This window comes from Planobispora longispora (assembly GCF_016863135.1).
GTDB lineage: Bacteria > Actinomycetota > Actinomycetes > Streptosporangiales > Streptosporangiaceae > Planobispora > Planobispora longispora.
Genome location: NZ_BOOH01000014.1, coordinates 15,458 through 28,820, shown reverse-complemented (window position 1 = coordinate 28,820; position 13,363 = coordinate 15,458). Strand labels below are relative to the sequence as shown.

The 13,363-nt window shown below is 72.4% G+C and carries 11 protein-coding genes; 4 read left to right on the top strand and 7 right to left on the bottom strand.

Features of this window, described 5'->3' with window-relative positions; translation table 11 throughout:
- Positions 1-39 precede the first annotated feature (39 nt).
- On the top strand, positions 40-1,101 hold the full coding sequence (hisC, locus tag Plo01_RS07325; RefSeq protein WP_203889749.1) for a histidinol-phosphate transaminase: 1,062 nt from the start codon (positions 40-42) through the stop codon (positions 1,099-1,101).
- 50 nt (positions 1,102-1,151) lie between these two features.
- On the opposite strand, the gene Plo01_RS07320 is transcribed toward hisC, so the two are convergent.
- The 3 genes from Plo01_RS07320 to Plo01_RS07310 all read right to left on the bottom strand — a co-directional run bounded on the left by Plo01_RS07320 (position 1,152) and on the right by Plo01_RS07310 (position 4,214).
- Positions 1,152-2,108, bottom strand: coding sequence for an EamA family transporter (locus tag Plo01_RS07320; protein ID WP_203889748.1), 957 nt, complete (start codon positions 2,106-2,108; stop codon positions 1,152-1,154).
- A 220-nt stretch (positions 2,109-2,328) separates the two neighbouring features.
- On the bottom strand, positions 2,329-2,991 hold the full coding sequence (locus Plo01_RS07315; protein ID WP_203889747.1) for a response regulator: 663 nt from the start codon (positions 2,989-2,991) through the stop codon (positions 2,329-2,331).
- On the bottom strand, positions 2,988-4,214 hold the full coding sequence (locus Plo01_RS07310; RefSeq protein ID WP_203889746.1) for a sensor histidine kinase: 1,227 nt from the start codon (positions 4,212-4,214) through the stop codon (positions 2,988-2,990). Before Plo01_RS07310 ends, Plo01_RS07315 begins: the two co-directional genes overlap by 4 nt.
- Before the next feature lie 176 nt (positions 4,215-4,390).
- Here Plo01_RS07310 and Plo01_RS07305 point away from each other — a divergent pair, with 176 nt between their 5' ends.
- Positions 4,391-4,942: a hypothetical protein gene (locus tag Plo01_RS07305; RefSeq protein ID WP_203889745.1), complete on the top strand. Its 552-nt coding sequence runs from the start codon at positions 4,391-4,393 to the stop codon at positions 4,940-4,942.
- Entirely contained in the window at positions 4,939-6,513 is a 1,575-nt protein-coding gene (locus tag Plo01_RS07300; RefSeq protein ID WP_239315995.1) for a multicopper oxidase family protein, read from the top strand. Before Plo01_RS07305 ends, Plo01_RS07300 begins: the two co-directional genes overlap by 4 nt.
- A 103-nt stretch (positions 6,514-6,616) precedes the next feature.
- Here Plo01_RS07300 and Plo01_RS07295 read toward each other — a convergent pair whose 3' ends face one another.
- The 4 genes from Plo01_RS07295 to purD all read right to left on the bottom strand — a co-directional run bounded on the left by Plo01_RS07295 (position 6,617) and on the right by purD (position 11,775).
- A complete protein-coding gene (locus Plo01_RS07295) occupies positions 6,617-7,906 on the bottom strand; it encodes a GTP cyclohydrolase IIa (RefSeq protein WP_203889744.1) in 1,290 nt (429 codons plus the stop codon).
- Positions 7,907-8,130: 224 nt separating this feature from the next.
- Positions 8,131-9,399, bottom strand: a complete 1,269-nt coding sequence (gene murA / locus Plo01_RS07290; RefSeq protein ID WP_203889743.1) for a UDP-N-acetylglucosamine 1-carboxyvinyltransferase — start codon at positions 9,397-9,399, stop codon at positions 8,131-8,133.
- Positions 9,400-9,514: 115 nt separating this feature from the next.
- The gene (locus Plo01_RS07285; RefSeq protein WP_203889742.1) at positions 9,515-10,351 is read right to left on the bottom strand and encodes a phosphoribosylaminoimidazolesuccinocarboxamide synthase; all 837 of its coding nucleotides are present in this window, start codon (positions 10,349-10,351) and stop codon (positions 9,515-9,517) included.
- Between the two features lie 185 nt (positions 10,352-10,536).
- Entirely contained in the window at positions 10,537-11,775 is a 1,239-nt protein-coding gene (gene purD, locus Plo01_RS07280) for a phosphoribosylamine--glycine ligase (RefSeq protein WP_203889741.1), read from the bottom strand.
- Between the two features lie 532 nt (positions 11,776-12,307).
- On the opposite strand from purD, the gene corA reads away from it, so the two are divergent.
- Complete coding sequence (gene corA, locus Plo01_RS07275; protein ID WP_239315994.1) at positions 12,308-13,351, top strand: magnesium/cobalt transporter CorA; 1,044 nt, start codon at positions 12,308-12,310, stop codon at positions 13,349-13,351.
- Positions 13,352-13,363: the final 12 nt, after the last annotated feature.

Sequence of the window (13,363 nt, the reverse complement as noted above, 5' to 3'; positions counted from 1 at the left end):
GGATGATGCCCCATCCGCCCGCTCCTCTAAAGTAAGGCCATGCCTCGTTTCCGCGCGATCCTGGACACAATGCCTGCTTACAAGGCGGGCAAGGCCGTGGTGTCGGCCGACGGCCGGTCCTACAAGCTGTCCTCCAACGAATCCCCCTACGACCCGCTGCCCTCGGTCGTCGAGGCGATCGCGAAGGCGGCGACGGAGATCCACCGCTATCCGGACCCGGCGGCGACCGAGCTGACCGACGCCATCGCCGAGCGGTACGGCGTGCCGGCCGAGCACGTCGCGCTCGGCGCGGGCTCGGTCACCGTGGCCCAGCAGCTCTTCGAGACCGTCAGCGAGCCGGGCGCCGAGGTGGTCTACGCCTGGCGGTCCTTCGAGGCCTACCCGCTCCTGGCCGACCTGGCCGGGGCGACCTCGGTCCGGGTCCCGCTGGTGGAGGAGACCCACCACCTGGAGGCCATGGCCGAGGCGATCACCCCGGAGACCCGGATGGTCTTCGTCTGCAACCCGAACAACCCCACCGGCACGGCCGTGCACGCGGCCGAGCTGGAGGCGTTCCTGAACCGGGTCCCGGAGAACGTGCTCGTCGTGCTCGACGAGGCCTATCGGGAGTACGTGCGGGACGCCGACGTCACCGACGGCCTGACGGTCTACCGCGACCGGCCGAACGTGGCGGTGCTGCGGACGTTCTCCAAGGCGTACGGCCTGGCCGGGCTCCGGGTCGGCTACCTGATCGCCAACGAGCCGGTGGCCTCCGCCGTGCGGAAGACGATGGTGCCCTTCGCGGTCAACCACCTGGCCCAGGCCGCCGCGGTCGCCTCCCTGGCCGCCGAGGAGGAGCTGCTGGAGCGGGTCGAGGCCGTGGTCAAGGAGCGCACCCGGGTCCGCGAGACCCTCATCGCCCAGGGCTGGACGGTGCCCGCGACCGAGGCCAACTTCGTCTGGCTCCGGCTGGGCGAGCGCACGCTGGACTTCGCCGCGGCGTGCGCGGCCGAGGGCGTCGCGGTGCGCCCGTTCGCGGGCGAGGGCGCGCGGATCTCCATCGGCAGCCCGGAGGCCAACGACACCTTCCTCGCGGCGGCCGCCGCCTTCAGGGGCGCCTGACCGCCTTGAGATCGTCCGGCCGGGACATCGCTCCCCGGCCGGGCGGCCCGTCACGCCGTGCTCGTGGCCTCCGCGACCACCGGCTCCCCGTCCGCGGGCGCGGGCTGCCTGCGGCGCTCGGTGGAGACGACCAGTGCGACGCCGACGACGATCACCAGGCCGCCCGCCAGCATCGGGACGGTCACCGGCTCGCTCAGGATCAGCGCGCCCAGGACGACCGCCACGACCGGGTTCACGTAGGCGTAGGTGGAGACGAGCGAGATCGGCGCGTTGCCCAGCAGCCACACGTAGGACGTGAAGCCGACCAGCGAGCCGATCAGGATCAGGTAGGCCAGCGCCGCCCAGGAGCGGCCGGAGACGGCGGCGAGGTCCAGCCGCTCGCCCATCACCGTGGCCGTCGCCGCCAGTCCGGCCGCGCCCGCCACCATCTCGATCGCGCTCGCGGCGAAGGGGTTGGCGGGCATCGGGATGCGCGAGGACAGGAACGACCCGATGGACCAGGACAGCGACGCGAGCAGGATGATCACGATGCCCGCGGTGGTCCCGGCGCCGTTCCCGCCGGTCAGCGAGAGCGCGGCGACTCCGGCGAAACCGACGAGCACCCCGGTCAGCGTGAGCACCCGCGGCCGGTCCCGCGTGACGATCCGGAAGATCACCAGCCAGAGCGGCACCGAGGCGACCAGGAGCGCGGCCAGCCCGCTGGAGATGTGCTGCTCGGCCAGGGCGACCATGCCGTTGCCCGCGGTCAGCAGGAGCAGCCCGACCACCGCGGCGCCGCAGAACTCCTTCCACGTCATCCGGAACGCCTTCGGCCCGCCGAACAGCAGGACCGCGGCGGCCAGGACCAGGGCGGCCACGGCGAACCGCATGGCCCCGCTGGTCAGCGGCGGGATCGTCTCGATTGTGATCATGATGCCGAGATAGGTGGATCCCCACACCACGTAGACGATCGCCAGAGCGCCCCAGACGAGGAGGGACGCGCGCTTGTCAGCAGTGTCAGGGCTCATGACACATGACAATACCGGTCAAGGCTGACATTCCGCTCGCGGATATCGGTCCTTGAGACGGCTCTCCGGCCAGGTCCGGAGCACGCGCCCCGCCGGGCCCGCGTCTCCGGAGACGCGACCCCGGAGACGCGACCCCGGAGACGCGACCCCGGAGACGCGACCCCGGAGACGCGACCCCGGAGGCGCGCCCCGAACCGGCGTCGCCGCGCCCCGGCCGGCTTCAGCGGCTCCCCGGGACGACCAGCCCGGACTCGTAGGCGTGCACGACCAGCTGGGCCCGGTCGCGGGCGCCCAGCTTGCCCATGATCCGGCTGACGTGGGTCTTGGCGGTGGCCTGGCTGATGGTCAGGTGCAGGGCGATCTCCTCGTTGGACATCCCGGTCGCGATCAGGGCCAGCACCTCGCGCTCGCGGTCGGTCAACCGCTCCAGACCGGGCCCGGGCACGGGCCGGGGCGGGGTGGAGACGTACTCCTCGATCAGCCGGCGGGTCACCGAGGGCGAGAGCAGGGCCTCGCCGAGGGCGGCGACCCGCACCGACTGCAGCAGGTCGGCCGGTTCGATGTCCTTGAGGAGGAAGCCGCTGGCCCCGGCGCGCAGCGCGGCGAAGACGTACTCGTCGAGCGCGTAGTTGGTCAGGATCACCACGCGCACCCCGTCCAGCCCGGGGTCGGCGCCGATCCTCCGGGTGGCCTGGATCCCGTCGAGCAGCGGCATCCTGACGTCCAGCAGCGCCACGTCCGGCCGCAGCGCGCGGCAGAGCTCGACGGCCCCGCCCCCGTCGCCCGCCTCGCCGACGACGGAGATGTCGCCGGCCATCTCCAGCAGCACCCGGAACCCGGCGCGGATCAGCGGCTGGTCGTCGGCGAGCACCACCCGGATCACGGATGCCCCACCGGAAGCTCGGCCCCCGCGGGGCCCGCGACCCCTGGAGCCCTTACGGCAGCCGACGGCTCGACCCCTGCGGCAGCGGGCAGTTCGGCCCGTACGGCGAAGCCTCCCCCCGGCCGCGGCCCGGCGGTGAACGACCCGCCGACGGCGACCGCGCGCTCGCGCATCCCGATCAGCCCCATCCCGTTCCCGGTCTCCCCGGGGCGTGACGTCCCGTCGTCCTCGACACCCAGCACGATCATGCCGGGACGATACTCGGTCGTCAGCGTGATCGACGCGGCCCCGGCGTGCCGCAGCACGTTGGTGAACGCCTCCTGGACGATGCGGTAGGCGGCCCGGTCGACCTCCGCGGGGAGCTCCCGCCGCGCGCCGACGACGACCGTCCTCACCGGCAGTCCGGCGGACTCGGTCCTGGCCACCAGGCGGGGCAGCCGGGCCAGGCCCGCCTCGCCGTCCGGCTCGGCCTGCCGGAGCACGCCGAGGGTGGCGCGGAGCTCGTCCATGGCCTCGTGGCCGGCCTCCTTGATGGCGGTCAGCGCCGCGCGGGCCAGCTCTGGCCGGTGATCGAACGTCTGGAGGGCGACCGACGCCTGGACGTTGACGACCGAGATGGCGTGGGTGAGCGAGTCGTGCAGCTCCTGGGCGATCCAGAGGCGTTCCTCGCCCGCCCGGCGCAGCGCCTCCTCCTCCCGGGTGCGTTCGGCCTCGGCGGCCCGCCGCTCGACTTCGCGGACGTAGGCGCGGCGGTTGCGGACCATCTCGCCGACCACGACCGCGGCCATCAGCCAGCCGCTGAGCAGGGTGAGGCCGCCGGGCTCCGGATCGCCCTCGGCGAGCGCGACCGGGACGGAGACGCCCACGGCGAGCGCGACGGCCAGCACGATCGCCAGGCGGCGCCGTCCGAGGACCGCCGCCGTGTAGATCGAGACCAGCGCGGGCCCGGTGGCGAAGACGCCCGGATACCGGGCGCCGTAGTAGGCGATGCCGCAGCCCACCGCGATCACCCCGACCGGCACGGGGGCGCCGCGCCGGAACGCCAGCGCGAGCGAGGACACCAGGAGCAGCGCGAGACCAGCCGTGTCCAGGGGCCGTTCGACCAGCCCCGAGGCGGACAGCCGCCCGTAGGTGTCCGCGACGCCCAGCGCCAGCACGACCGCGGCGATCAGCGCGTCGGCTCTCCAGGCCTGCCAGGTATTCACGATCTTCACCAGCCTCACAGCTGAAACGGTAGGCCACCGGGCCGGCCGCGCCCACCGGCCGGGGAACGAGACCGCGCCTGCATCCCGGGGTGTATCCGGGCCCCGTACGGCCGCGCCGTACATCCCCGGATGTACGGCGAAGTGCCGTCGCCGGTCCGACGACCGCCCGGCGGCGTCGCACCACCATGGCGGTCATGAAGATCCCACCCTCCGCGGAGCAGGGCCGCGTCCCATCCCCTGGAGCGCAGGGCCGCGTCCCACCCCCTGGAACGCAGGGCCGCGTCCCACCCTCCGCGGCGCGGGCTCGCGGTACCCGCGCACCCGACGACCGCACGCGCACACCCGGTGCACCGGCCGGCCGTACCCGCGCACCCGGCTGGGCCGTCTGGTCGCTGCGCTCCACCGCCGTCCTGCATCTGCTCGGCGTGTTCGGTCAGGCGGTTCTGGCGGGGCTGTTCGTCACCGGCGACGTGGACATGCTCCTGTGGCACCGCGACAACGGCGGGTTCACCGCCGCCATGCTCTTGTGCCAGCTGGTGGCCGCGGTCCTGCTGCGGCGTCCGGGCCGGGGACCGGCCTGGCCCGCCGGGGCGACCGCCGCGCTCGCGGTCGCCGAGACGCTCCAGGTCGTGCTCGGGCAGGAACGCGTCCTCGCCGCGCACTTCCCGCTCGGGGTGACCATCTTCGGCGTCTCCGCCGCGCTGACCGGGTGGGCCTGGTATGGCCTGCGGACGGAGGACGCGTGATCTCCCGTCACGTTCCCCATCGCGTCCCCTACCGCGTCTCCCGTCGCGGCTTCCTCGGACTGCTCGGCGGCGCCGGGCTCGCGGCCGCCGGATGCGGCGGCGCGGGCGGCTTCCTGACGGCCGAGGTCTCCGGGGAGACCCTGACGAGCGCGCTGCCGCTGCCCCGGCCGTTCACCGTTCCGCTGCCCGTCCCCGCGACGGCGCGTCCCGTGCGGCCCGGCCACTACGAGGTGGTCCAGCGCGCGGCCAAGGTGGAGATCGTCCCGGGTGTCCTGACCGAGGTGTGGGGATACGACGGGACCTTCCCCGGGCCGACCTTCGACCTGCGCCGCGGTGACCGTACCGTCGTGCGGGTCCGCAACGAGCTGCCCGTGCCCACCTCGACGCACCTGCACGGCGGGGTCACCCCGCCCGGCTCCGACGGCTACCCCACCGACCTGGTGGTGGCCCGGGGCCGGGGGTTCCGCCCGGCGCCCGGGGCGCACGCCCACCACGACCCGTCGCTGTGGACCCTCCACCCCGGGGCCAAGGACTACGTCTACCCGCTGGACCAGCGGGCCGCCACGCTCTGGTACCACGACCACCGCATGGACTTCACCGCGCCGCAGGTGTGGCGCGGGCTGGCCGGGTTCCTCCTGGTCCGCGACGACGAGGACGACGCCCTGCCGCTGCCGAAGGGCGAGCGGGACATCCCGCTGATGATCTGCGACCGGGCCTTCGAGGAGGACGGCTCGTTCCGCTACCCGTCACGCGACCGGAGCCTGCTGGTGACCCCCGGGGTGGAGGACGCCTACATGGAGGGCGTCGAGGGCGACGTGATCCTGGTCAACGGGGCGCCGTGGCCGGTGCTGGAGGTGGACGCCGCCCGGTACCGGCTCCGGCTGCTCAACGCCTCCAACGCCCGCCGCTACCGGCTGGCGCTGACTCCCGGCGGCGGGTTCGTCCAGGTCGGCGGTGACCAGGGGCTGCTCGCCGCGCCGGTGGCGCACGAGGCCGTCACGATGGCGCCCGGCGAGCGGTTCGACGTGGTCGTGGACTTCTCCGCCCATCCCGTCGGAACCGAGGTGACCCTGGTCAACACCCTGGGGACCGGTCCGGCCCGCGGCGTCATGCGCTTCCGCGTCGTCCGCAGGGCCCGCGACGACAGCGCGGTCCCGGGACGGCTGAGCCGGGTCGATCCGCCCGACCGCTCGGCGGCCGTCGCGACCCGGCTCTTCGACTTCCGCCGGACCGGTCAGGGCGGCGGCGGGTCCTGGACGATCAACGGGCGGCCGTACCGCCCCGGAGTCCCGCTGGCCACGCCGCGCCTGGGCACCACCGAGCTGTGGCGGTTCACCGGCGACTTCCACCACCCGGTCCACGTCCACCTGGCCCGCTTCCAGGTGCTCGCGCGCAACGGCGGGCCGCCCGCGCCGACCGACGCGGGCTGGAAGGACACCGTGGACGTCCGGCCCTACGAGGTCGTGGACACGCTGGTCCGCTTCGAGGGCTACCGGGGCCGCTACATGATGCACTGCCACAACCTCGAACACGAGGACATGGCGATGATGGCGGACTTCGACGTGGTCTGATGCGTTCTGCTCTGACCTGACGGACCTCCCGTGCGCCGTGGCTCTCCTGCCGTGCGTCGTGATGCTCGTGCCGGTCGCCGGACTTCCACCGGTCGCCGAGCTTCTACCGGTTGCTGAGCTTCTCGACGATCAGGCGGTAGAGCTGCCGGGGACGGCCCGGCTGGGGGGTGCGGTTCGGCGGGAGCGGCCACGCGAGTCCCTCGTCCACCAGCGTGCGCAGCAGTCGCCGTGCCGTACGGGAGGTGACGCCGAGCATCTTGCCCGCGCTCTCCGCGTCCACCACCGTGTCCCCGCTCTCCAGTTTCGCGGCCAGCCGGGCCAGCACCTCCACGCCCTTGGGCCGGACCGCCCCGGTGCCGTGCGGGGGCGTCCTGGGCGCCGGGATCAAGGCCCGGCCCTCGCGGTCCACCGCGAAGCCCTGCGCCTGCTTGCCCGCCTGGGTGCGGGCCAGCGCGGCCCTCGCGTGGGATTCGGCGTCATGGGTCGTCCGTCCCATGCCGACGCCGACCTCCACCGCCAGCCCCAGCTCCTCCCGCACCCGCGCGGCGAACGGCAGCACCCGGAAACCCTCGGTGGCCGAGGCGACCGAGCCCCGGGTGGCGATGACCATGTAGCTGTGGTCGTCGATCGGGGTCACCGTCGCGTTGATCCGGTTCGCCTCCTGCACCAGCAGGCGGTGGAGCGAGAGGCGGAGTTCGTCGCGCCAGTGGCGCGGCGCGGCCCGGCGGACCGGCTCGCGCAGCGTCGGCACCTCCACCAGGACCACCGTCAGCTGCGACTCCTCCAGCCGGTGGTGCGCGCCGAGCAGGGCGGCGGTGTGCAGCGCCGTGCGGACCGCGGCGGAGGTCGGCCGGACCCTGACCACCGGGACGTCCGCCGCCCGCAGGCGGTCGGCGACCGCGGACAGGCAGGTGAGCGCCCCGCTGGTGGCGCCCTGGCGGGCCAGCCGCTCGTGGAAGGCCGCGATCGTGCCGGTGGCGCCCGGCTCGTCGCGGCTGTGCACATTCTCGACCGGCAACCCCAGGTCGGCGTAGGCCTCCTCGACGTCCGCCCGGCCCAGCACGTCCACGCTGATCCGGCGGGGGTCGATCCGCTCGTCGAGCGCCGCCCGCGCCAGCGCGGCGATCAGCGCGGCCCCGCCGAGCTGAACGTACGTCGCCGGCATGGTCAGCACCCCCGAGCGCCGGGCCAGATCGTAGGGGACCGGGCTGGCGAACAGGCAGGCGTCCACGCCCGCCCCCAGCCGGGTGACCTTGTCCGGGGCCTCTTGCTCGTCCCGGTAGGCGGCGGCCACGAGGCGGCAGGGGAGAGGCGCCGCCGCATGACCCATCAGCATCACTCGCTCGACGAGATCATGAGGGCCCACCACACCGATAGTGAGATCCGGTGTCATGGCACCCGGGCGTGACACTCGTGGAGCTTCTTCGACCCGCTCTACCAATGTTCGTTCCCATCCTGCCGTCCGATGATTTCGGCTCTCTTTTGGAACGATCGCTCGTGGGGGCCATAATGTCACGCCCGATTTTCTGTCCACCAGTGGCCAACCGGTGGCGCTAAACCCGTGAATCCCACCATTTACACAGGTAGTCGCAGTTCTCGACGGATGAAACCCGTTGATTATGGCGCAGAAATCTCCTGCTCCACATCGGCGCCCAGCGCCTGCATGCGCTCGGCGAGATATGAGTGGCCCCGGTTGATGAGATAGCCGGACTCGATCACCGTTTCGCCTTCGGCGGCGAGGCCCGCGAGGACGAGGGCGATTCCGGAACGGAGATCGTGCGCGGTCACCTCGGTCCCGCGCAGCGGCGTCGCGCCCCGCACGACCGCGCTGTTCTCCTTGACCTCGATGTCGGCGCCCATCTTGTTGAGTTCGCTGGCCAATGCGAACCGCCCGTCGAAAATGCGCTCATGAATGTAGCTGGCGCCGTCGGCGAGACAGGCGATCGCCATGATCGGCGACTGGAGGTCGGTGGCGAAACCGGGGTAGGTGTCGGTGATCACGTTGATCGGGCGGAGCGGGCGGTCCCGGCGTACGTGGAGCACCGCGCCGTGGTCGGCGAACTCCACCCCCATCTGCTCCAGCTTGTAGCGGACCACACCGAGGTGGTCGAGGTCGGCGCCGACCAGGTTGACCTCGCCGCCGGTGATGGCCGCCGCCATGGCGAACACGCCCGCGTCGAGCCGGTCGGGCATCACGGTGTGCTCGACGGCGTGCAGCTCCTCCACGCCCTCCACGGTGATGAACCCGGTGCCGCCGCCGCTGATCTTCGCGCCCATCCGGGTCAGCATGTCGATGACGTCGAGGACCTCGGGCTCCAGTGCCGCGTTCTCGATCACGGTGGTGCCGCGCGCCAGGGAGGCCGCCATGATCAGGTTCTCGGTGCCGGTGTGCGAAGGCGTGTCCAGGTACAGGGTCGCGCCGGTGAACCCGGCGGCCTTGACGTGGATGACGGCGTCGCCCTCGTTGACCACGGCGCCCAGGCGCTTGTAGCCGAGGTAGTGGAAGTCGAGGTTGCGGCTGCCGAGGTTGCAGCCGCCCACGCCCTCGATGACCGCCTCGCCGAGGCGGTGCAGCAGCGCCGGGACGAACAGCACCGAGCCGCGGAAGCGGCGCGCGATCTGCGCGGGCAGGACCGGGCTGGTCAGCTCCGAGGCGTCGATGACCAGGGTGCGCTCCTTCTCGTGGAGCTCGACTTTGGCCCCGACGGCCTCGGCCAGTTCCACCGCGCGCCGTACGTCCTCGATGATCGGGACGTTGCGCAGCACCGTACGGCCCCTGGCCGCCAGCAGTGCCGCGCCGATCATCGGCAGCACGGCGTTCTTGGCGCCCTGGATGAAGGCGGTTCCGCGCAGTGCGTTGCCACCGCGCACGCGGTAACGGACCATGCGTCATGCTCCTTGGAAATGGAGAGGTGGGAATCGTGCGACGAGGGCGGCAGCCTGAGCGTCGGCCCAACAGTAGCCGTTGCGCACCTTCTGAACCTGGCACTTCGGGGAGGAACTACCCCCTGAAGGATTGACCAGTCAGTTTCTCGTAAGCCTCCACGTATCGGTCGCGAGTGCGTTCTACCACGTCATCCGGGAGAGGGGGCGGAGCCTCACCCGAGGCGCGGTCCCAGCCGGACGCCGGAGAGGTGAGCCAGTCGCGGACGTACTGCTTGTCGAAGGAGGGCTGCGAACGGCCGGGCTCCCACTGGTCGAGCGGCCAGAAGCGGGAGGAGTCGGGGGTCAGCACCTCGTCGCCGAGGGTCAGCGCGCCGTCGGCGTCCCAGCCCAGCTCGATCTTCGTGTCGGCCAGGATGATCCCCCGCTCCAGGGCGATCTCCGCGCCGCGCCGGTAGACGGCGAGCGTGATCCGGCGCAGCTCCTCGGCCGTGTCGGCGCCGACCTCCGCCACGACCCGCTCGAAGCTGATGGGCTCGTCGTGCTCGCCGACGGCCGCCTTGGTCGAGGGGGTGAAGATCGGCTCGGGGAGCCGGGACCCGTCCACCAGGCCGGGCTCCAGCCGCACCCCGGAGACCTCGCCGTCGCGGCGGTAGTCGATGAGCCCGGAGCCGGTCAGATAGCCCCGGGCGACGCACTCCACCGGGACCATCCGCAGCGGCCTGCACAACACGCTGCGCGAGTCGGGGCCGGGGGCCACCACGTGGTTGGGCACGACGTCGGCCAGCTGCTCGAACCACCACAGCGACATCTGGGTGAGGATCGCGCCCTTGTCCGGGATGTCGGGGGTCAGGACGTGGTCGAAGGCCGAGATGCGGTCCGAGGCGACCATCAGGAGCAGGCCGTCGTCGGTCTGGTAGAGGTCACGGACCTTGCCGGAGTGCAGGTGCTTCACGGACCAAGTCTGCCAGGAGGGTCTAGACCTCTTCGACGAGGGGAAGGCTCCGGAGCCGTTCCCCGGTCCGGCGGCATCGGCGGCCGGTGCGCAGGCGCCGGATTCCTCCGTGGAAGCCGGCGCCCCGACGACGGCGTCCGGGAGACGGCCGGGGTGTCCGCGCCGCGGACGCCCCGGGCCCGCCGCTACAGCGCCTGGTGGGCGATGTCGGTGCGGTGGTGGGAGCCGCGCAGGCGGATGCGGCCGACCGCCTCGTAGGCGGCGTCACGGGCGGCGGCCACGTCGGGGCCGGCGCCGACCACGCTGAGCACCCGGCCGCCGCTGGAGACGATCCGGTCGCCGTCGAAGGCGGTCCCGGCGTGCAGCACGTAGGCGCCCTCGACCTCGTCCGCCTCCGCGAGGCCCTCGATCACGTCGCCCTTGACCGGGGTGTCCGGGTAGTTCTCCGCCGCGACCACCACGGTCACCGCCGCGCCGCCGCGGTAGGAGATCGGCCCGAACGCGTCCAGCGTCCCCTCGGCGCAGGCGAGCAGGAGGCCGGCCAGCGGGGTCTGGAGGCGGTCCAGCACGACCTGGGTCTCCGGGTCGCCGAAGCGGGCGTTGAACTCGATCACCTTCGGGCCCTTGGCGGTCAGGGCCAGCCCCACGTAGAGCACCCCGGTGTACGGCGTGCCGCGCCGGGCCAGCTCGGTCACCGTCGGGATGACGGTCTCGGACATGACCTGCTCGGTCAGGCCCTCCGGGGCCCAGGTCAGCGGGGTGTAGGCGCCCATGCCGCCGGTGTTGGGGCCGGCGTCGCCGTCGTAGGCGCGCTTGTGGTCCTGGGCGGGCTGGAGCGGGACGGCGGTGCTCCCGTCGCAGAGCGCGAAGAGCGACACCTCGGGGCCGTCCAGGAACTCCTCGATGACGACCCGCTCGCAGGCGGCGGCGTGCCGGAGCGCCTCGTCGCGGTCGTCGGTGACCACCACGCCCTTGCCGGCCGCCAGACCGTCGTCCTTGACCACGTACGGCGCGCCGAACTCGTCCAGGGCGGCGGCGGCCTCCCCGGGGGTGGCGCAGGTGCGGGAGCGCGCGGTGGGCACGCCCGCGGCGGTCATGACGTCCTTGGCGAAGGCCTTGGAGCCCTCGAGCATGGCGGCCCGGGCCGAGGGGCCGAAGCAGGGGACGCCCGCCTCCCGGACCGCGTCGGCGACCCCGGCCACCAGCGGCGCCTCGGGGCCGACCGCGACCAGGTCGGCGCCCAGCTCCAGGGCCAGGGCCGCGACCGCGGCCGGGTCGGTCGGGGTCACCGGGTGAAGGGTCGCCACCCGCGCGATCCCGGCGTTTCCGGGAGCACAGTGGACCTCGGTGACCTGGGGGTCTGCTGCCAGCGACCGGCACAGGGCATGCTCACGCCCGCCGGATCCGATTACGAGAACGCGCACGCCGAAGAGCCTAGTGGAGGGCTGTGGACGGCCGTCGGGCGTCTCACCGTACGGCGGCGCCGGAGGGGTCTGTGCGAGGCGTCGCCGTACCGGCGCCATCGGAGGAGGCGGCGCGGGGCGGCGGGAGCGGGCGTCGGGGCCGGCGGAGAGGCGTGGGCGGGACATACAGGGCTGAAGTGACGAGTTTCCGGTCGGGGGCCCGGAGCTGGGAGTACCCTGGGAGCCGTACTTCTATCCTGTGATAGATTCGTACGACTTTGTGTGCCCGCTGCCGATTGGAGGTGGTTTGGGAATGTCCTCTGGCGATCCCAGCAGTACGTGCTCGCGCACGCTGCCCGTGCGCCCTCTCAACCACTCCGCATCGGTGCCCGATCGGTCTTGCGCGCATTCCTGATTCGAACTGAGGTGACATCGCGTCGCGCGCAGAGAAGTGCCGGATCGGGCGGGAAGGCATGTTATGCGCTCCTCGCTCCTGTTTCCTCGTATCAAGCACGCACGTGCTGCCCGTATTCCTCACATTTCCGCTCCCATGATGCGTGACCGGCGCGGGAGCGCCTGCGTCCCGCCGAGCGACTCACTCGTCGAGTACGCCGCCTACATCGGCGGCAAGAAGGTCGAGGCTCTGGGCATCCCCGACGCCCTGGAGCTCGTCCGCGAGCACAACGCCGGCAAGGAGAAGGCCGACGGTTTCGTCTGGGTCGGCCTGCACGAGCCCGACGCCCCCGAGGTCGAGTGGTTGGCCGAGGTCTTCGACCTGCACCCGCTCGCCGTCGAGGACGCCGTCAAGGCGCATCAGCGGCCCAAGGTGGAACGTTACGACGACTCCCTGTTCGTGGTCCTGAAGACCATCGCCTACCTGGAGCACGCCGAGCTGACCGCGACCAGCGAGGTCATCGGCACCGGCGAGATCATGGTGTTCGTCGGCCCCGACTTCGTGGTGACCGTGCGGCACGGCGAGTACTGCCCGCTGTCGCTGGTGCGCGAGCGCCTGGAGGACAAGCCCAAGCTGCTCAACCGCGGCCCGACCGGTGTGCTGCACGCCATCGCCGACCACGTCGTGGACAAATACCTGCACGTGGCCGACGAGATGCAGACCGAGCTGGAGGACGTGGAGGCCATGGTCTTCGCCGACGTCAGCGCCCGGGACATCGGCCGGATCTACAACCTCAAGCGCGAGATGATCGAGATGAAGCGGGCCGTCACCCCGCTCCAGGCGCCGCTGTCCACCCTGGCGCAGCGCCGGATGATCCCCTCCGAGATGCGGGAGTACTTCCGCGACGTCGTCGACCACCTCGCCCGCGTCTGCGAGCAGGTGGAGTCGTCCAACGAGCTGTGCAACTCCGTCCTGCAGGCGGCGCTCGCCCGCTCCAACGCCCTCGCCAACGAGGACATGCGGAAGATCTCCTCGTGGGTCGCCATCATGGCCGTCCCCACGATGATCGCCGGCATCTACGGGATGAACTTCGACCACATGCCGGAGCTGAACTCCGTCTACGGCTATCCGGCGGTGATCGGCGTCATGGTGCTGGTCTGCTCGCTGCTCTACCGGGGCTTCCGCCGCAACGGCTGGCTGTAGGAAGCCGCGGAC

Bases quoted from the DNA above. Each gene is read 5' to 3' on its own strand.
- hisC (WP_203889749.1), top strand. From the start codon at position 40: ATGCCTCGTTTCCGCGCGATCCTGGACACAATGCCTGCTTACAAGGCG.
- Plo01_RS07320 (WP_203889748.1), bottom strand. From the start codon at position 2,108: ATGAGCCCTGACACTGCTGACAAGCGCGCGTCCCTCCTCGTCTGGGGC.
- Plo01_RS07305 (WP_203889745.1), top strand. From the start codon at position 4,391: ATGAAGATCCCACCCTCCGCGGAGCAGGGCCGCGTCCCATCCCCTGGA.
- Plo01_RS07295 (WP_203889744.1), bottom strand. From the start codon at position 7,906: ATGACACCGGATCTCACTATCGGTGTGGTGGGCCCTCATGATCTCGTC.
- murA (WP_203889743.1), bottom strand. From the start codon at position 9,399: ATGGTCCGTTACCGCGTGCGCGGTGGCAACGCACTGCGCGGAACCGCC.
- corA (WP_239315994.1), top strand. From the start codon at position 12,308: ATGCGTGACCGGCGCGGGAGCGCCTGCGTCCCGCCGAGCGACTCACTC.